Origin of the sequence: Streptomyces nitrosporeus (assembly GCF_008704555.1) — a bacterium.
GTDB classification, from domain to species: Bacteria; Actinomycetota; Actinomycetes; order Streptomycetales; family Streptomycetaceae; genus Streptomyces; species Streptomyces nitrosporeus.
The window spans coordinates 6,851,381-6,870,827 of sequence record NZ_CP023702.1; the positions used below are offsets into that span (position 1 = coordinate 6,851,381).

At 71.8% G+C, this 19,447-nt stretch carries 13 protein-coding genes; 4 read left to right on the forward strand and 9 right to left on the reverse strand.

What is annotated here, in order from left to right:
* The first annotated feature begins 59 nt into the window (after nt 1-59).
* Nucleotides 60-1,286: an acyl-CoA dehydrogenase family protein gene (locus CP967_RS30350; protein ID WP_150491033.1), complete on the forward strand. Its 1,227-nt coding sequence runs from the start codon at nt 60-62 to the stop codon at nt 1,284-1,286.
* Nucleotides 1,287-1,330: 44 nt separating this feature from the next.
* Here CP967_RS30350 and CP967_RS30355 read toward each other — a convergent pair whose 3' ends face one another.
* The 3 genes from CP967_RS30355 to CP967_RS30365 are packed head-to-tail and all read right to left on the reverse strand — an operon-like array spanning nt 1,331 to nt 3,807.
* Nucleotides 1,331-1,822, reverse strand: coding sequence for a glutathione peroxidase (locus CP967_RS30355; RefSeq protein ID WP_150491034.1), 492 nt, complete (start codon nt 1,820-1,822; stop codon nt 1,331-1,333).
* Nucleotides 1,823-1,854: 32 nt separating this feature from the next.
* On the reverse strand, nt 1,855-2,397 hold the full coding sequence (locus CP967_RS30360; protein WP_150491035.1) for a GNAT family N-acetyltransferase: 543 nt from the start codon (nt 2,395-2,397) through the stop codon (nt 1,855-1,857).
* A 36-nt stretch (nt 2,398-2,433) separates the two neighbouring features.
* Complete coding sequence (locus CP967_RS30365) at nt 2,434-3,807, reverse strand: chloride channel protein (protein WP_150492116.1); 1,374 nt, start codon at nt 3,805-3,807, stop codon at nt 2,434-2,436.
* 213 nt (nt 3,808-4,020) lie between these two features.
* Here CP967_RS30365 and CP967_RS30370 point away from each other — a divergent pair, with 213 nt between their 5' ends.
* Complete coding sequence (locus CP967_RS30370) at nt 4,021-4,251, forward strand: DUF6011 domain-containing protein (RefSeq protein ID WP_150491036.1); 231 nt, start codon at nt 4,021-4,023, stop codon at nt 4,249-4,251.
* Between the two features lie 57 nt (nt 4,252-4,308).
* On the opposite strand, the gene CP967_RS30375 is transcribed toward CP967_RS30370, so the two are convergent.
* Both CP967_RS30375 and CP967_RS30380 read right to left on the reverse strand, forming a co-directional pair.
* Nucleotides 4,309-5,184 carry an acyl-CoA thioesterase gene (locus tag CP967_RS30375; RefSeq protein WP_150491037.1) on the reverse strand — a complete coding sequence of 292 codons (876 nt, stop codon included), beginning with the start codon at nt 5,182-5,184 and terminating at the stop codon, nt 4,309-4,311.
* Nucleotides 5,185-5,216: 32 nt separating this feature from the next.
* A complete protein-coding gene (locus CP967_RS30380; protein ID WP_150491038.1) occupies nt 5,217-7,730 on the reverse strand; it encodes a DEAD/DEAH box helicase in 2,514 nt (837 codons plus the stop codon).
* Nucleotides 7,731-7,887: 157 nt separating this feature from the next.
* Between CP967_RS30380 and CP967_RS30385 the strand changes: the two genes are divergently transcribed.
* Both CP967_RS30385 and CP967_RS30390 read left to right on the forward strand, forming a co-directional pair.
* A complete protein-coding gene (locus tag CP967_RS30385) occupies nt 7,888-8,679 on the forward strand; it encodes a metal-dependent hydrolase (protein ID WP_150491039.1) in 792 nt (263 codons plus the stop codon).
* A gap of 138 nt (nt 8,680-8,817) precedes the next feature.
* Nucleotides 8,818-10,353 carry an ATP-dependent DNA ligase gene (locus tag CP967_RS30390; RefSeq protein ID WP_150491040.1) on the forward strand — a complete coding sequence of 512 codons (1,536 nt, stop codon included), beginning with the start codon at nt 8,818-8,820 and terminating at the stop codon, nt 10,351-10,353.
* Between the two features lie 56 nt (nt 10,354-10,409).
* On the opposite strand, the gene CP967_RS30395 is transcribed toward CP967_RS30390, so the two are convergent.
* From CP967_RS30395 to CP967_RS30410, 4 genes are all read right to left on the reverse strand, one after another.
* On the reverse strand, nt 10,410-11,771 hold the full coding sequence (locus CP967_RS30395) for an NAD(P)/FAD-dependent oxidoreductase (RefSeq protein ID WP_150491041.1): 1,362 nt from the start codon (nt 11,769-11,771) through the stop codon (nt 10,410-10,412).
* 516 nt (nt 11,772-12,287) lie between these two features.
* Entirely contained in the window at nt 12,288-14,069 is a 1,782-nt protein-coding gene (locus CP967_RS30400; RefSeq protein ID WP_150491042.1) for an ABC transporter ATP-binding protein, read from the reverse strand.
* Nucleotides 14,066-16,060 (reverse strand): ABC transporter transmembrane domain-containing protein, encoded by a 1,995-nt coding sequence (locus CP967_RS30405; protein ID WP_150491043.1) that lies wholly within the window; start codon nt 16,058-16,060, stop codon nt 14,066-14,068. The genes CP967_RS30400 and CP967_RS30405 overlap by 4 nt, the downstream gene beginning before the upstream one ends.
* 410 nt (nt 16,061-16,470) lie before the next feature.
* Entirely contained in the window at nt 16,471-19,410 is a 2,940-nt protein-coding gene (locus tag CP967_RS30410; protein WP_150491044.1) for an FAD-binding and (Fe-S)-binding domain-containing protein, read from the reverse strand.
* Between the last annotated feature and the right edge of the window lie 37 nt (nt 19,411-19,447).

A 19,447-nucleotide genomic window follows, 5' to 3' on the forward strand; every position in this document is an offset into this window, starting at 1 on the left:
ACAGACTGTTGTTACCGCAGGTAACACACGGTGCCGTCCCGAAGGGCATGGAGGGAAACATGGCCGAGTTCACGCTCGATCTCAACGAGGACCAGAAGCAGGTCCGTGACTGGCTGCACGGATTCGCCGCGGACGTGATCCGCCCGGCCGCTGCCGAATGGGACGAGCGTGAGGAAACGCCCTGGCCCGTCATCCAGGAGGCCGCCAAGGTCGGGATCTACTCCCTCGACTTCTACGCCCAGCAGTTCTTCGACCCTACGGGTCTCGGCATACCCATGGCCATGGAGGAACTGTTCTGGGGCGACGCCGGTATCGCCCTGTCCATCGTCGGTACCGGCCTGGCGGCCGTCGGCGTCCTCGCCAACGGCACCGAGGAGCAGATCGGCACCTGGATCCCGCAGATGTACGGCGACCCGGACGACGTGAAGGTCGCCGCCTTCTGCTCCTCCGAGCCCGACGCGGGCTCGGACGTGGCGTCCATGCGCACCCGCGCGGTCTACGACGAGGCCAAGGACGAGTGGGTCCTCAACGGCACGAAGACCTGGGCGACCAACGGCGGCATCGCCAACGTCCACGTGGTCGTCGCCGTCGTCGACCCCGAGCTCGGCTCCAAGGGCCACGCCTCCTTCATCGTCCCGCCGGCCACCCCGGGCCTCTCCCAGGGCCAGAAGTTCAAGAAGCACGGGATCCGCGCCTCGCACACCGCCGAGGTCGTCCTGGAGGACGTCCGCGTCCCCGGCCACTGCCTGCTGGGCGGCAAGGACAAGCTGGACGAACGCCTCGCCCGGGCCCGGGAGCGCGCCAGGGCCGGCGGCGAACGCGTCAAGAACGCCGCGATGGCCACCTTCGAGGCGTCCCGCCCGGCCGTCGGCGCCATGGCGGTCGGCACCGCCCGCGCGGCGTACGAGGTGGCGCTGGACTACGCGAAGACCCGCAGCCAGTTCGGCCGTCCGATCATCGACAACCAGGGCATCGCCTTCCAGCTCGCCGACATGCGGACCCGGATCGACGCGGCCCGGCTGCTGGTGTGGCGCGCCTCCTGGATGGCCACCACCGGCAAGCAGTTCACCTCCGCCGAGGGGTCCATGTCCAAACTCTTCGCCAGCGAGACCGCGAAGGCCGTCACCGCCCAGGCGGTACAGATCCTCGGAGGCAACGGCTTCACCCGCGAGTACCCGGTCGAGCGGATGCACCGGGACGCCGCGATCTACACCATCTTCGAGGGGACGAGCGAGATCCAGCGCCTGGTGATCGCCCGCACCCTGTCCGGTATGCAGATCCGCTGAGGCCGGGTCCGGGGGCCGCGTGTCGCGGCCCCCGCACCGCAGCCCTACCGCTGCGGCAGGTTCGCCTCGATCAGGGAGACCACCTCGGGGGCCTCCGGCTCGGTTCCCGGGCGGATGCGGGCGACCGGCTCACCGGCCGGGGAGATCAGGAACTTCTCGAAGTTCCACTGGACGTCGCCCGCCGCGCCCTCGGCGTCCGCCAGCTTCGTCAGCTCCGCGTACAGCGGGTGCCGGCCCTCGCCGTTGACCTCGGTCTTCTCCAGCAGCGGGAAGCTCACCCCGTAGGTCGTCGAGCAGAATGTCTCGATCTCGTCGGCGGTGCCCGGCTCCTGCCCGGCGAACTGGTTGCAGGGGACCCCGATCACGGTGAATCCACGGCTGCCGTACTCCTTCTGGAGCCTTTCCAGACCGGCGTACTGGGGGGTGAGTCCGCATTGCGACGCCACGTTGACCAGCAGGACCGCCGAGCCCTCGAAGGCCCCCAGGGTGGTCGGTTCACCGGCCAGCGTGCGCAGTTCGATGTCGTGCAGAGTCATGGCTGTACTCCTCGTTCGCGTGACGTCACCGTTCATTGTGACGCCCGGTCGGCAAGGGGTCCGATCATCTTGTAGTAGAAGGTGGTCGCCTTCAGGACACCCCCCGGATCCATGGCGTACGACGGTACGGACCCGCACTCCGTCCAGCCCGCCGACCTGTACAGCGCCTCGGCGGGAGATCCCGTCTCGGTGTCCAGCACCAGCAAGGACAGCCCCTGGCCCGGAGCCGAGCGCTCGACGGCGCCGAGCAGCGCCCTGCCCACGCCCCGGCCGCGGGCCGACGGGCGGACCATCAGCTTGGTGACCTCCGCGCGATGGCGGGCGTTGGGCAGGCTCTCCCGGGCCAGCCCGATCGTGCCGGCCGGCCGGCCGTCCTCCCGGGCGATCCACACCTGGTGGCCGCCGGTCTCCACGGAGGCGGCGCGCCTGCGCCACCACTCGGCGGCGTCGTCCCGGGCGAGCGGTGCGAGAAATCCCACGGAGGCCCCTTCCTCCACGGTCTCGACCAGCAGGGCGGCCAGTTCATCGGCGTAGGTGACCAGTTCGGGTCCGGTCACGGTGACGATCTCGGTCATGCGGTGGTCCTGCCTCTCACGTACACGGCGGGACCATCATCCAGGCCCGCCCGCGCCCGCGGGGCCCCGCCCCTCCTCCGGCACCGGAGGTTTCGCCGCGGCCGGCCGCTCCAGCCGGAGCGTGAGCACGTAGGAGACCACCACCGCGACGATCACGAGCGGCATGACGGTGACCCCCTCACCGCCCAGCAGCAGTGTCGCCAGCAGGACCGAGGTCATCGGGAGCCGCAGCATGGCCGCCGACATGGAGCCGATCCCCATCGCGAACCCGGCCGTCGGGTCCAGGCCGGGCAGATGCGCGAGCGCCAGCCCGCCCGCCGCGCCCACGAACATCGCCGGGAAGACCGGCCCGCCCCGCAGGGCGCCCAGCGAGACGCAGTACGCCAGCGACTTGCAGAGGACGAGGACCACGAGGGTGCCCGCCGAGTAGCCGCCGGCCGCGGCGATCAGCGGGCCGAGGGCGGTCTGGCCCGAGAAGAGGACCTCGGACGCCTCCCGGCCCGTGCTCTGCGCGTACAGCAGGGCGAGCACCCCGACGGCCAGGCCCGCCACCACGGAGGCGGCCACCGTCGCCCGCTCCACCCGCTCCTGCAGCAGCAGCGACAGCCGTCTGATGCCCGTGCCGGCGCAGGCCGCGGCGACCCCCAGCACGACGGCCCACCCGAACCCGGCCACGGTGGGCTGCCCGGCGTGCGGCACGTCGGGCAGCGTCAGGGAGAAGGTGCCCAGCCCGGTCCACGAGCCCAGGCCGATGAAGATGAGGGAGCCGACTCCGGAGGCGAGCAGTCCGGGCACGAGCACCAGCGCGAGCGTCATCCCGGCGACCCCGGACGCCTCCATCAGCAGGAAGGCTCCGAGGAGCGGCGACCCCAGCAGGGCGCTCACCGCGGCAAAGCTCCCGGCCGCCCCCACCAGGGTGCGGGCGCCCGGTTCGACACCGGGCCGCAGGAGGCGCACCACGTACACGGCCAGCCCGCCGCCGAGGGCGATCAGCGGCGCCTCCGGGCCGAGTACCGCGCCCAGCCCCAGCGACGCCAGGGCGGCGAGGGCGATCCCCGGGAGCTCTCGGGCGCCGGGCACCGGGCCGGAGGCGGCCATGCCCTCGGCGGGCCGGTGGCCTCCCGAGCCGGGGAGGTGACGGATGGCCAGCCCCGTCAGCAGACCGGCCGCGGCGAGCAGGGGGACCGGCCACCACGCGGGTGTGCCGTCCAGGCCCACGGCCCGGGGGAGGTCGTCGTACACCAGCGACTGCGACTCGTGCACGAGCGCCAGGAAGCCGAACGCCGCGGCCGAGACGGGCACCCCCAGGGCGGCCACCGTGACCAGCAGCACGGCGTACTCCCGGCTGCGCAGAACCGCGAGCGGGTCACGGGCCCCCGCGCCCGGTACTCCTGCGGGTCCGGCCGGCACGGTCATGGTCTCCTCGCCTTCGGGCCCGGCGGAGACGCACGTCCCGCAGGGCTCACACGGTGATACCACGATGTGCCGTCATGTCCGGGATGTACGCACGGGAGGGCGGGGCGGATCCCACGATCCGGCACCCGGGCGCGTGGCCCCCGGACACGTGCGCCCCCGGACACACGCGGCTCCCGGACCGAGCCGCGCGGATGCGAGGATGCCCGGATGGAACACCCGGAGCCGCTCCCAGGCCTGCTGCCCGACACGGCCCCCGACACCCTGAGGCCCGCCCCGCGCCGGCCCGTGCGGTGCGCCCTGTGCGGGCGCCCGCTCACCGGCGCGCAGTCACGCCGGACCGGGCTGGGCCCGGCCTGCGACGCCAAACTGCATCCGGCGGGGGCGGACATCCCCACCCGCCGTCACGAGGTCGACCAGGAGCCGCTGCCCGGCACCTGAGACGACGTTGCGATCACGTGCCACAGAGGCCGCGATCACACGCCACCGAGGTTGCGATCACGCGCCATCGAGGCGGCGGAACAGTCCCTCCTGCACCACGGACACCAGCAGCTGCCCCTGACGGTCGTAGATACGGCCCCGTGCCAGTCCCCGTCCACCGGTGGCGATCGGCGACTCCTGGTCGTACAGGAACCACTCGTCCGCCCGGAACGGCCGGTGGAACCACATCGCGTGGTCCAGCGACGCCATGTCGAAGCCGCGCGGCCCCCACAGCGGCTCCACCGGGATGCGGACCGCGTCCAGCAGCGTCATGTCGCTCGCGTAGGTCAGCGCGCAGGTGTGCACCAGCGGATCGTCGCCCAGCGGACCGACCGCCCGCATCCACACCGCGCTGCGAGGTTCGGCACCCTCGATCTGCTCCCGTGTCCAGCGTAGCCGGTCGGCGTAGCGGATGTCGAAGGGCTGACGGCGGGCCATCCGTTCCAGTGCCTCCGGCAGGCCGCCCAGGTGCTCCCGCACCTCGTCGGCGACCGTCGGCAGCGATTCCGGGTCGGGCACCTCACGGGCGGGCGGCAGCTGGTGCTCGAAGCCGGCCTCCTCCGGCCGGTGGAAGGAGGCCGTCAGGTTGAAGATCGTCCTGCCCTGCTGGACCGCCGTCACCCGGCGCGTGGTGAACGACCGGCCGTCGCGCACCCGCTCCACCTCGTACACGATCGGCACACCGGGACGCCCCGGCCGCAGGAAATAGGCGTGCAGCGAGTGCACCGGGCGGTCCCCGTCGGTCGTACGGCCGGCGGCGACCAGGGCCTGGCCCGCCACCTGCCCGCCGAAGACGCGTTGCAGGGACTCGTGGGGGCTGCGGCCCCGGAAGATGTTGACCTCGATCCGTTCCAGGTCGAGCAGGTCGACCAAGCGCTCGGCGGGGTTCGTCATGCGGTTGTTCTCCACTCTCCGGTCCGGTGCCGTCACAGCCGGCCCACGGACGTGACCCGGACGACGGCCCGGCCCTCCTCGTCGGAGGCCGCCAGATCGACCTCCGCACGGATTCCCCAGTCGTGGTCGCCGGCCGGGTCGGCGAAGGCCTGCCAGACCCGCCACAGACCGTGCGCGGGATCCTCGTCGATCTTCAGCAGCTTGGGCCCGCGCGCGTCCGGGCCCGTGCCCAGGTCGTCGTGTTCGTCCCAGTACGCGTCCATCGCCTCGCCCCACGCGTCCTCGTCCCAGCCCGCGTCCCCGTCCAGTTCGCCCAGCTCCCGGACCCGGTCCAGGGCGGCCAGCTCCACCCGGCGGAACATCGCGTTACGCACCAGCACCCGGAAGGCGCGGGCGTTCGCCGTGACCGGCTTGACCTCGTCGGCCCGCTCCTGCGCCTGCTCGGCGGTCTCCACCTCCGGGTTGGCCAGCTGCTCCCACTCGTCCAGCAGGCTGGAGTCCACCTGGCGCACCATCTCGCCCAGCCAGGAGATCAGGTCCTGCAGATCCTCCGACTTCAGGTCGTCCGGGACGGTGTGCTCCAGGGCCTTGTACGCACTCGCCAGATAGCGCAGCACGATCCCCTCGGTGCGGGCCAGCTCGTAGAACGAGGTGAACTCCGTGAACGTCATGGCACGTTCGTACATGTCCCGGATCACCGACTTCGGCGAGACCGGGTGGTCCCCGACCCACGGGTGGCTCGTGCGGTACACGTCGTAGGCGTGCCACAGCAGCTCGCTCAGCGGTTTGGGGTAGGTGACCTCCTGGAGCCGCTCCATCCGCTCCTCGTACTCGACCCCGTCCGCCTTCATCTGCCCGACGGCCTCACCGCGCGCCTTGTTCTGCTGGGCCGCGAGGATCTGACGCGGGTCGTCGAGCGTCGACTCCACGACGGAGACCATGTCCAGCGCGTACGAGGGCGACTCGGCGTCCAGCAGGTCGAAGGCCGCCAGCGCAAAGGTGGACAGCGGCTGGTTCAGCGCGAAGTCCTGCTGGAGGTCGACCGTGAGCCGCACGATCCGGCCCTCCGCGTCAGGGGTCTCCAGCCGCTCCACCACCCCGCCGTCCAGCAGCGAACGGTAGATCGCGATGGCCCGGCGGATGTGCCGCAGCTGCGCCCTGCGCGGCTCGTGGTTGTCCTCCAGCAGCCGCCGCATCGCCTCGAAGGCGTTGCCGGGACGGGCGATCACCGAGAGCAGCATCGTGTGGGTGACCCGGAAACGCGAGGTCAGCGGCTCCGGATCGGACTGGATCAGCTTGTCGAAGGTCGTCTCCGACCAGGCGACGAACCCCTCAGGGGCCTTCTTACGGACCACCTTGCGCTTCTTCTTGGGATCGTCACCGGCCTTCTTGACGGCCTTCTCGTTCTCGATGACGTGCTCGGGCGCCTGCGCCACCACGAAGCCCGCCGTGTCGAAGCCCGCGCGGCCCGCCCGGCCCGCGATCTGGTGGAACTCGCGGGCGCGCAGCGTACGCACCCGGGTGCCGTCGTACTTGGTGAGCGCGGTGAACAGCACCGTGCGGATGGGGACGTTGACGCCCACGCCCAGTGTGTCCGTACCGCAGATCACCTTCAGCAGACCCGCCTGGGCCAGCTTCTCGACGAGGCGGCGGTACTTGGGCAGCATGCCCGCGTGATGCACGCCGATACCGTGGCGCACATAACGCGAAAGGTTCTGGCCGAACTTGGTGGTGAAGCGGAAACTGCCGATCAGATCGGCGATCTTCTCCTTCTCCTCCTTGGTGCACATGTTGATGCTCATCAGCGACTGCGCCCGCTCCACGGCCGCCGCCTGCGTGAAGTGAACGATGTACACCGGGGACTGCCGGGTGTCCAGCAGCTCGGTCAGCGTCTCGGTGATCGGGGTCAGCCGGTACTCGTAGCTCAGCGGCACAGGCCGGGTCGCGGAACGCACCACCGACGTCGGCCGCCCGGTACGCCGGGTCAGATCCTTCTCGAACATCGACACGTCGCCGAGCGTCGCCGACATCAGCACGAACTGCGCCTGCGGAAGCTCCAGCAACGGGATCTGCCACGCCCAGCCGCGGTCCGGCTCCGCGTAGAAGTGGAACTCGTCCATCACGACCTGGCCGATGTCGGCGTACCTGCCGTCGCGCAGCGCGATCGACGCCAGCACCTCGGCGGTGCAGCAGATCACCGGGGCGTCGGCGTTGACCGAGGCGTCACCGGTCAGCATCCCGACGTTCTCCGTGCCGAACAGCTTGCACAGGTCGAAGAACTTCTCCGAGACCAGCGCCTTGATCGGCGCGGTGTAGAAAGTGACCTTGTCCTGGGCCAGGGCCGTGAAATGGGCGCCGGCCGCCACCAAGCTCTTCCCCGACCCGGTGGGCGTGGAGAGGATGACGTTGGCTCCGGAGACCACCTCGATCAGCGCCTCCTCCTGAGCCGGGTAGAGGGTGATGCCCTGCGATTCGGTCCATGAGGAGAAGGACTCGAAGAGGGCGTCCGGGTCGGCGGTCGGCGGCAGCTGATCGATAAGGGTCACGCCCCCCATCTTGCCTGTCCCGCGCCCGGATCAGGGAACCGGACGACCGGGCGAAGATCACGGACGATACGCTTCCCCCTTCAACGCGGCCGCCCCGCACGGACGGAGGCGGCCCCGCCGCGGACGCGGCCGGAACACGATGGGGCGGGCAGAAGCGATGATGGGACCGGCACACTCGCTGTCAGGGGCGGCGGCCTGGCTGGGGGTCGGCGCCGCGGCCGCGGCGGCGGGACACGCCATGCCCTGGCCCGTCCTGGTCGTCGGGGCGCTGATCTGCGCGGGCGCCGCTCTCGCCCCGGACCTGGACCACAAGTCCGCCACCATCTCGCGCGCCTTCGGGCCTGTCTCCAAGACCCTCTGCGAAGTCGTCGACAAGCTCTCCTACGCCGTCTACAAGGCGACGAAGGGACGCGGCGACCCGCGCAGGAGCGGGGGGCACCGTACGCTCACCCACACCTGGCTCTGGGCGGTCCTCATCGGCGGGGGCTGCTCCCTCGCGGCGATCCTCGGCGGCCGGTGGGCGGTCCTCGCCATCCTCTTCGTCCATCTGGTGCTCGCCGTGGAAGGGCTGCTCTGGCGGGCGGCACGGATGTCCAGCGACGTCCTGGTGTGGCTGCTCGGCGCGACCAGCGCCTGGATCCTGGCAGGCGTCCTGGACCAGCCCGGACACGGATCCGACTGGCTGTTCACCGGACCGGGACAGGAATACCTGTGGCTCGGCCTGCCCATCGTGCTCGGCGCGCTCGTCCACGACATCGGCGACGCGCTCACCGTCTCGGGCTGCCCGATCCTGTGGCCGCTCCCGATAGGCCGCAAGCGCTGGTACCCGCTCGGGCCGCCGAAGTTCATGCGCTTCCGGGCCGGCAGCTGGGTCGAGATCAAGGTGCTGATGCCCGCGTTCATGGTGCTCGGGGGAGTGGGCGCCGCCGCGGCCCTCAACATCATCTGACCGCCCTGACCGCCCTGACCGCCCTGATCGCCTTCGCTCCCGGGGCGCCGGCCGGCCGCTTGCGGAGCACCGGCACACCGCCGGGCCTTCCGGCAGTCCCGGGAGGCGGCCCGGAACCGCCCGTAGCACCATGACCGCATGCTGCTCGCCCGACTCGCCCATGTGTCCCTGGAGGTCGCCGGGACCTCCGCCCGCACCCGCAAGGTCGAGCTGCTCGCCGGCCTGTTCCGGGAGGCCGGACCGGACGACGTACCGATCGTCATCCCGTACCTGGCGGGACGCCTCCCGCAGGGCCGGATCGGCATCGGGCAAAGCGCCCTGGCCGACCCGGTCCCGCCCGCGTCCGCGCCCCGGCTGACGGTGGCCGGGACGGACGCCGAACTGACGGCGATCGGCGCGCTGGCGGGCCCCGGCTCGCGGACGGCGCGCAAGGAGTGCCTCCAGCGGCTGCTGAGCGCGGCCACCCCCGGGGAACAGCACTTCCTGCGCGGGCTGCTCACCGGCGAGCTGCGCCAGGGCGCCCTGGACGCCGTAGCCGCCGACGCCCTCGCCGGTGCCACCGGGGCCCCGCCCGCCGGCGTCCGCCGGGCCGTCATGCTCGCCGGCTCGCTCCAGGCCGTCGCCCGTACGCTGCTCGCCGACGGCCCCGGAGCCCTCGACGCCTTCCGGCTCACCGTCGGCAGGCCGGTCCAGCCGATGCTCGCCCACACCGCCTCCACGGTCGCCGAGGCCATCGACAAGCTGGGACCGTGCGCGGTGGAGGAGAAACTCGACGGCATCCGCGTACAGGTCCACCGGGACGGCCCCGACGTACGGCTGTACACCCGGACCCTCGACGACATCACCGACCGGCTCCCCGAACCGGCCGAAGCCGCCGCACGTCTCCCCGGCGAAAGGTTCATCCTCGACGGTGAGCTGATCGCCCTAGACGCCGGCGGACGGCCCCGGCCGTTCCAGGAGACGGCCGCACGCGTGGGATCCCGGCGCGACGTCGCCGCCCTCGCCGCGGCCGTACCCGTCGTCCCGGTCTTCTTCGACGTGCTCTCGCTCGACGGACGCGAACTCCTCGGCCTCCCTCTCGCCGAACGGCACGCGGCCCTGGCAGCCCTGGTCCCCGCACCCCAGAGGGTGCGGCGCGTCGTCGTCGCGGACCCCGGCGACCCGGCCGCGCGGCAGGCCGCCGAGGACTTCTTCACGGACACCCTCGCCCGCGGCCACGAAGGAGTCGTGGTCAAGAGGGCGTCCGCCCCGTACAGCGCCGGGCGGCGCGGGGCGTCCTGGCTGAAGGTCAAACCCGTCCACACCCTGGACCTCGTGGTGCTCGCCGCCGAACGGGGCCACGGCCAGCGCACCGGCAAGCTCTCCAACCTGCACCTCGGCGCACGACGCGAGGACGGTGGCTTCGCGATGCTGGGCAAGACCTTCAAAGGGCTCACCGACGCCATGCTCACCCGGCAGACCGAACGGCTCCGGGAACTGGCCGTCGCCGACGACGGGCACGTCGTGACCGTACGCCCCGAACTCGTCGTCGAGATCGCCTACGACGGCCTCCAGCGCTCCCCCCGCTACCCGGCGGGGGTCACCCTCCGCTTCGCCCGGGTCCTGCGCTACCGCGAGGACAAGACACCGCAGGAGGCGGACACCGTCGAAACGGTGCTCTCCCGCCACACATGACGGCGGGTCCCGCCCGGTAAGGAGCGGGACCCGCCGTGCACGGACCGGCCGAGCGGTCAGCCACCGGACGCGGCCCCGGCGGTGTACGCGCGGATCTCGTCCGGCGACAGATACGCGTCCGTGTACTCGAAGTCACGCAGGGTCGCCGGCTTGCGCGCCTGGAAACCGGTGCGGACGAAGTCGTCCCCGGCGATCGCGTTCAGCATCCAGTTGGTGAGCACCCGCGTCTTGGCGACGTTGGTCCGCAGCGCCGACCAGTGGTAGCCACGGGCCACCGCCTGGGCCGGCAGCCCCCGCAACTCGACACCCAGCGGCTTGGACACGGCGTCCCGGCCGCCCAGGTCCACCACCAGACCGAGGTCCTTGTGGACGTACGGCCGCAGCGGCTGGTTGCGCAGCGACGCGATCAGGTTGTCCGCCAGCGCACGGCCCTGCCGGATGGCGTGCTGCGCGGTGGGCGGGCAGATCGCCCCGTCCGTCTTGGACAGGTCCGGGATCGCCGCGGCGTCGCCCAGCGCGAAGACCCGGTCCCTCCCCGGCAGCGACATCTCCGGCGTCACCGCCAGCCTGCCGCGCACCGTCTCCGAGTCGAGCGTCGCGACGAGCGGACTGGCCGCGACCCCAGCGGTCCAGATCAGCGTGCGGCACGGCAGCACCCGCCCGTCGGTGAAGGTCACCTCCTCCGGAGACGCCTTCGCCACCGAGACCCCCAACGACACCTCGATGCCCCGCCGCTTCAGGATGTCCAGGGCGACCGCCCCCAGCCTGTCCCCGAGCTCCGGCATCAGCTTGGGCGCGATGTCGATCAGATGCCACTTGATCAGCTTCGGGTCCAGCCGGGGGTACTGCCGGACGGCGTTGGTGGTCAGCCGCTGGAGACACGCGGCGGTCTCCGTCCCGGCATACCCGCCGCCCACCACGACGAACTGCAGCCGGGACGCCCGCTCCGCCTCGTCCTGGCTGGCATCGGCCAGATCCAGCTGGGAGATCACGTGGTCCCGGATGTACGCGGCCTCGGCCAGCGTCTTCATACCGCGGGCGTTGTCGACCAGCCCGGGGATGTCGAAGGTCCGGGTCACGCTGCCCGCCGCCAGCACGAGGTAGTCGTACGGCTCGTTCACCACCTCGTCGGTGATCTTCCGGACGACGCACACCTTCGCCTTCGCGTCCACACCGATCGCGCCGCCCGGAACGATCCGGGTGCGGTGCCGCCGGCTGCGCCGCAGCGAGACGGCGACCGACTGCGGCGTGAGCACGCCGGAGGCGACCTGGGGGAGGAGCGGCAGGTAGAGCTGGTACGAGAACGGGGTGACCAGCGCGATGTCCGCCTCGCCGGGGGCGAGACTGCGTTCCAGCCGGCGCACGCACTCGATCCCGGCAAAGCCGGCGCCGACGACGAGAATCCTGGGTGGTACCACGGTGTGCGTCCCTTCTCGGGCTTACGCGGTCATCGCTCGCCTGCCCCCGATCCGGGGCCGGTCACCCCTCATCCTCACCTCGGGTGACCGACTTCGCCTCTCGTGGGCGGGACGCCGCGCACCGGACGACCGGCGTGCGGCCGCCCCGCGGCCGGGCACCACGCGCGGTGCGCCGGACGGTCCGGCACACCCGCACGACGGGCGGCGGCAGCGGGCACCGGCCGGGGGCGGGCCGCTCCGCGAAGGCGCTGTCATCCGGCCACGGGCACAAGCCGGCGGGCCGGGCGCCGGGCGGGGCGGCACCGCTGCCGAGGAGGCGGGCGGAACCGGGGCGGGGTCCGGTGGGGCGGCCCCGGGCCACCGGCCGGGGCCGCCCACCGGGGGCAGGCAGCGCCGCTTCCGCGGTCCGGGCCGGCGGTGCCGGCTTCAAGGCCGGGGTCAGCGGTGCCGACCGTGGCCCGGGGGCAGCGGTGCCGGCTCCAAGGTCCGGATCAGCCGTGACGGCCGTGGTCCGGATCAGCCGTGCCAGGACCGCCACAGCGCCGCGTACGCCCCGTCCGCCGCCACCAGCTCGTCATGACTGCCCAGCTCGGTGATCCGGCCGTTCTCCACGACCGCGATCACATCCGCGTCGTGCGCGGTGTGCAGCCGGTGGGCGATGGCGATGACCGTACGGCCTTCCAGCACCCGCGCCAGAGAACGCTCCAGGTGGCGGGCGGCCCGAGGATCGAGCAACGAGGTCGCCTCGTCCAGCACCAGCGTGTGCGGATCCGCCAGGACGAGTCTGGCCAGGGCGATCTGCTGCGCCTGGGCCGGGGTGAGCGCAAAACCGCCCGAACCGACCTCCGTGTCCAGACCCCCGTCGAGGGCCCGGGCCCAGCCGTCCGCGTCCACCGCGGCGAGCGACGCCCACAGCTGCGCGTCCTCGGCGTCCGTACGGGCCAGCAGCAGATTGTCCCTGAGGGTCCCGACGAACACATGGTGCTCCTGGTTGACCAGGGCCACATGGCTGCGGACCCGCTCCGCCGGCATCCGGGCCAGCGACGCCCCGCCCAGCGTGACACCACCGGTCCGGGGCGCGTAGATCCCGGCCAGCAGCCGGCCCAGGGTGGACTTGCCGGCGCCCGACGGCCCGACGAGTGCCATGCGTGTGCCCGGGGCGACGTCCAGCGACACCCGGTGCAGGACGTCCGCACCGGCCCGGTAGCCGAAGCGGACCTCGTCGGCCCGCACGTCCCGGCCGTCCGGGACCGTCAGGTCGTCCCCGGCCTCGGGTTCGATCTCCCGTACGCCGACGAGCCTGGCCAGCGACACCTGGGCGACCTGCAACTCGTCGTACCAGCGCAGGATCAGGCTGATCGGGTCGACCATCATCTGCGCCAGCAGCGCCCCCGTCGTCAGCTGCCCGACGGTGAGCCAGCCCTCGATCACGAACCAGCCGCCCAGCAGCAGTACCGAGCCGAGAATCGTCACATACGTGGTGTTGATGACGGGGAAGAAGACCGACCGCAGGAAGAGCGTGTACCGCTCCCACGCGGTCCATTCCCGGACCCGCCGGTCGGACAGGGCGACCCTGCGGGCCCCCAGGCGGTGCGCCTCCACGGTCCGTCCGCCGTCCACGGTCTCGGCGAGCGCCGCCGCGACCGCCGCGTACCCGGCGGCCTCCGACCGGTAGGCGGCGGGCGCCCGGCGGAAGTACCAGCGGCAGCCGATCAGCAGCACCGGCAGCGCGACCAGTACCGCGAGGGCCAGTGGCGGAGCGGTGACGGTGAGCGCGCCGATCAGCAGACCCACCCACACCACGCCGATCGCCAGCTGCGGCACGGCTTCCCGCATGGCGTTGGCCAGCCGGTCGATGTCCGTGGTGATCCTGGAGAGCAGATCACCGGTCCCGGCCCGCTCCAGCACACCCGGCGGCAGCGCCACCGACCGTACGAGGAAGTCCTCCCGCAGGTCGGCCAGCATCTCCTCGCCCAGCATCGCGCCGCGCAGTCGCATGAGCCGGGTGAACACCGTCTGCACGACCAGCGCCAGGGCGAACACCGCGGCGGTCCGCTCCAGGTGGAGGTCACCGACCCCGTTCGACAGGTCCTCGACCAGCCCGCCCAACAGGTAGGGGCCGGTGATCGAGGCGACCACCGCGACGGCATTGGCCCCTACGAGAAGGGCGAAAGGCCTGCGATGGCGCTTCAGCAGGGACCGGACGTAGTCGCGCACGGTCGTCGGTGTACCGACCGGCAGAGTCGTCGCCGACTCCGGGGCGGCGGGGTCGTACGCGGGGGGTACGGCGACGCTCATGCCTTCTCCTCGACTTCCTCGGCCGCCCCGGCCGTGTTGTCCGTTCTGCCCGGTGTCCTGCCTGATGTCCGGTCCGGTGGTGACGCGTCGGCCGGTTCGGGCCGGGACGGTGTCCTCTGCGAGGGCGGGGCATCCTCGACACCGGTCTCGCGGGTGACGACAGCCCGGTAGCGGGGTTCGTCGCGGAGGAGCGCACGGTGTGCTCCCGCCGCCACGGCCCTGCCGCCGTGGACCAGCACCACACGGTCGGCGAGGTCCAGCAGCAGCGGCGACGACGAGAACGCCACCGTCGTCCTGCCCTTCCTCAGCTGTCCGATACCGGCCGCGACACGGGCCTCTGTGTGGGAGTCGACGGCGGACGTGGGCTCGTCCAGTACCAGCGCCTCGGGGTCGGTGATCAGTGAACGTGCGAGCGCCAGGCGCTGACGCTGCCCGCCGGAAAGGGAACGGCCGCGCTCGGTGATCCGGGTGTCCATCGGGTCACCGTCCGCCCCCGCGGACGCCCGGGTGAGCGCGTCCAGTACATCGGCGCACTGGGCGGCCGCCAGAGCCTGATCGGCGCTCACGATGCCCGAGGACGGCACATCCAGCAGGTCACGCAGGGTTCCGGAGAGCAGCACGGGGTCCTTGTCCTGGACGAGGACCGCGGCCCGTGCGGTACCGAGCGGCAGATCGTCCAGCGGTACCCCGCCCAGGAGCACCGAGGGCAGCGGCGGGGCCCCGTCCACGGCACCCGTGCCGGAACCCTCCGTGGCGGGAGCGTCTGTGACGGTGCCGTCGGGGCCGGTGTCACAGGGGCCGGCGTCACCGGGACCGGTGCCACCGGGCTGTGCGACCGGCTCGGCGTGTCCGCCGAGCCGGTCCGCCAGCCGGCCCGCTTCGTCGGGGTCGCCGCAGACCACGGCGGTGAACAGGCCCTGGGGAGCCAGCAGCCCGGTCACCGGATCGTACAGATCGCCCTCGGGGACCACCGGGCCGAGACCCGCCGGACGGGCACTACGCCGTAGGGACAGCACCCGCACCGCCCGCTGGGCGGAGGGCCGGGAGAAGGAGTAGGCCATCGCGATCTCTTCGAAGTGCCGCAGAGGCAGGAGCAGCAGCGTGGCCGCGCTGTAGACCGTGACCAACTGGCCGATCTCGATCCGGCCGTCCTGCGCCAGGGTGGCGCCGTACCAGACCAGGGAGATCAGCAGGACGCCCGGCAGGAACACCTGGACGGCCGAGATCAGTGCCCACATCCGGGCACTTCGCACAGCGGCTTCGCGGACCTCCTGGGAAGCCCGCCGGTAGCGGCCGAGGAACAGCTCCTCGCCGCCGATCCCACGCAGCACCCGCAGACCCGCGACCGTGTCGGAGGCCAGTTCTGTGGCGCGGCCCGCCTTCTCCCGCTGGAGGTCCGCCCGCCGGGTGGCCCGGGGGAGGAGCGGCAGGACCGCCAGGGCCAGCACCGGCACCGCGATCGCGACGAGCACGCCGAGGGAGGGGAGGTAGAGGACGAGGCCGGTACAGATGAGTACGAGGGCGAGTGCTGCGGCGGCGAAACGCGACAGCGCCTCGATGAACCAGCCGATCTTCTCGACATCGCCGGTGGAGACGGCGACGACCTCGCCCGCGGCGACCCGGCGGGTCAGTGCCGACCCCAGTTCGGCGGTCTTGCGGGCCAGCAGCTGCTGCACACGGGCGGCAGCGGTGATCCAGTTGGTGACCGCGGTACGGTGCAACATCGTGTCGCCGAGGGCGATGAGGACACCGAGCCCCACGATGAGGGCTCCGGCGAGGGTGAGAGAACGCCCTGAGCGATCGATGACCGCCTGGACGGCGAATCCCACGGCGAGGGGCAGCCCGGCCACCGCGCCTTGGTGGAGCAGCCCCCAGCCGAGACATCTGAGCTGCCCCCTCAACTGGCTGAGTCCGAGCCAGAGAAGGAAACGGGGGCCTGAACGAACGTCGGGTTCGCCGGGATCTGAGTACGGGAGATCGCGAATCTGCATGGCGTCCCAAGAATCGGAATGAGCGGAGATCCACGTCGGATCTCGTTGAACGGGTGGAACCGGAACAGGCGGAGCCGGTAGAGGTGAAGCGGGAAGAGACAGACGGAGAGAGGGCACAGGGGGAGAGGGCAGGCGGGGGAGGGAGCAAACCGTGCAAGGTTCGCTTCCCGCCCCTGTCGGAGGCAACCGAATATTCCCGGGGTGGCCTGGCGCCGGTGCCATGCCGCCCCGGAGCGGCTGGCGGTGCGGGGCGGGGGCGCGTCAGTCCGGGCGTCGCGAGCTGGGCCGGGACGGAGGGGGCCGGAGTCAGAGGCCGAACCGGGCCAGGAAAGGGGTCGGAGTCAGAGGCCGAACCGGGTCCGGGGGGCGAGCGGGTTCGGAGGGTGGGCAGGTTCGGGGACGAGCCGGGTTCAGAGGACGGGCCGTGTCGCCCACTCCAGCTCGATGAGTGCCGAACGGTAGTGCCGACCGGTTGCCCGGTCCATTCCGATCTCGCACATCCGGTTTGCGGACAGAAAGGTGTCGTAGTCGTGGCCGCGGATCTCGGCTCCCTCCTTCGCGGTCGCGGAGTCGGTCAGTTCCTTGTGGAGCATGCCGCGGTCACCGGCGAACCCGCAGCACCCCGCGTCGTCGGGAAGTACGACCTCCTCCGCGCATGCCTCGGCGACCGCATGCAACTGGGGAACATCACCCAGGTGTTCCATCGAACAGGTGGGATGAAGGACGGCGGTACCCGCCTTGCGGAAAACGGTCAGTGAGGGGAGCAGTCCGGCGGCCCAGACCAGCGAATCGACGACGGTCAGTTCGGCATGCAACTCCCGGTTCTCCTCCGTGAGATACGGCACCACCTCGCGGGCCACGCCCAGCGTGCACGAGGAGGCGTCGATGACCAGAGGGAGCTTTCCCCCGGCTGTCCAGCCCCAGGCGGCTTCCACTACGCGGTTGGCCATCAGGGTGTTGGCCGCGAGGTAGCCCTTGGAATGCCAGATCGTCGCGCAGCATGTTCCACGGAGGTCCCCGGGGATCCAGACGGGCCTCCCGGCACGGGCCGAGACCGAGACGACGGCATCGGCCAGCGGCAGGGTCCCGGCGCCGGGCGGGCCGCCGAAGATCCGGTTGACGCAGGCCGGGTAGTAGACGGCGCTCGCGCCGGAACGCGAGGTGGGAGGCAGTGCTCGGGGGGCCGCGCCGGGCATCTCCGGCAACCACTCCGGCATCAGGTCCGGGCTGACGGCTTTCCGGGCGAGCCGGGTCGCGGAACGGAGCAGCCGGTCGCCGACCCGGTCGGTCAGCATGTCCGCCGCGGCTACGGCGAGACGTGCCGACGCCTCCAGCGTCCTGAAGTGTTTCGCGGTGAGCGTGGCGACACGTTCCTCGCGCGGGGAGTGCCGATGATGGCGGAAATCCTTCATCATCGCGCCGGTGTCGATGCCGACCGGACAGGCCAGTTTGCAGGTGGAGTCACCGGCGCAGGTGTCCACCGCGTCGTAGCCGTACACATCGAGGAGGCCGGTCTCCACCGGGGACCCGTCCGTCTGGCGCATCATCTCCCGGCGCAGGACGATCCGTTGGCGCGGTGTGGTGGTCAGGTCCTCGCTGGGGCAGGTCGGTTCACAGAAACCGCACTCGATGCACGGGTCGGCCACCGGCTCGACCTTGGGGATCGTCTTGAGCCCACGCAGATGCGCTTTCGGATCGCGGTCGAGCACGACCCGTGGGGCCAGCACTCCGCCCGGGTCGATGGCCTGCTTCGTACGCCACATCAGTTCGGTGGCTTGGGGGCCCCACTCCAGTTCGAGGAAGGGCGCGATGTTGCGGCCGGTGGCGTGCTCCGCCTTCAACGAGCCGTCGAAGCGTTCGGTGACCAGAGTGCAGAAGTCGTCCATGAACGCGGCGTACCGCTCGACGTCATCCGGCTTCGCCGCGTCGAAGGCGAGCAGGAAATGGAGGTTTCCGTGTGCGGCGTGACCCGCGACCGCCGCGTCGAAGCCGTGGACCTCCTGGAGCTCCAGCAGTGCCTCACAAGCCTCCGCCAGCCGGGAGGGCGGTACGGCGAAGTCCTCGGTGATCAGGGTCGTCCCGGAAGGACGGGAGCCGCCGACAGCGGTGACGAATGCCTTGCGGGCCTTCCAGTATCCCGCGACGGTCCCGGGGTCCCGGGTGAACGCGTTGGTGACGGAGCGGACCGGTACGACGAGTTCGAGCCCGGTGACGACCGAGCCCGCCGCCTCTTCGTACGCGGTGAGGGCGGCCTCGTCGGGGGCGCGGAACTCCACCAGGAGCGCCGTCGTCCCGGTCGGGAGGCCGGCCCAGTCGGCAGGCACCCCTTGGACCTTGACCGAGGCGCGCAGCGTGTTGCCGTCCATCAGTTCCACGGCGACGGCCCCGGCCTCGTTGAACCGGGGGACCGCGGCGGCAGCCGCGGTCAGGGAGGGGAAGAACAGCAGAGCCGAGGAGACGTGCCGGTCCAGGGGAAGAGTGTCGAAGACGACCTCCGAGATGAAGCCGAAGGTGCCCTGGGAGCCGACCATCAGACCGCGCAGGATCTGCACAGGCGTCGAGCCGTCGAGGAACGCGTCGAGACGGTAGCCGTTGGTGTTCTTGATCTCGTACTTGGCGCGGATCCGGGCGGTCAGCCGCTCGTCCGCCTCGATCTCGGCCTTCAGCGCCAGCAGCGTGTCGCAGAGGACGGGCTCCGCCTGCCGCAGCAGGCCGTCGGCGTCGGGGGCCCCGGTGTCGACGACTGTGCCGCTGGGCAGGACGAAGGTGAGTGAGGAGACGGTGCGGTAGGAATTGCGGGTCGTCCCGGCGGTCATCCCCGAAGCGTTGTTCGCGACGACACCGCCGACCGTGCAGGCGATGGCGCTGGCAGGGTCGGGGCCGAGCAGCCGGCCGTGCCGGGCGAGCGTGGCGTTGGCGCGCATCACTGTCGTCCCCGGCCGGATCCGGGCCCGCGCGCCACCGTCCAGCACCTCGACGCCCGTCCAGTGGCGCCGCACGTCCACCAGGATGTCCTCGCCCTGTGCCTGGCCGTTGAGGCTCGTCCCCGCGGCCCGGAAAACGACGTCGCGGCCGTTGCCGTGGGCGTACGACAGGATCGCCGAGATGTCGTCGATGTCCTCGGGGACCACCACCACCTGAGGCAGGAAGCGGTAAGGGCTGGCATCGGAGGCGTAGCGCACCAGGTCGGAGATCTTCCACAGGACTTTCTCCGGACCGATCAGAGCCGTCAGGCCCGCCCGCAGGGAGGCAGGCGTTCCGGGTGCTCTGCCGTCCGGGACCCGGTCGGGTGACGGCGAGCGCCCGGCGGCAGGGCGCAGGGCCTCGGGCTTCGGTTCCAGCAGCGGCATCTCGGTCCCCTTCGGTGGCCGGTGCGCTGACCGCACC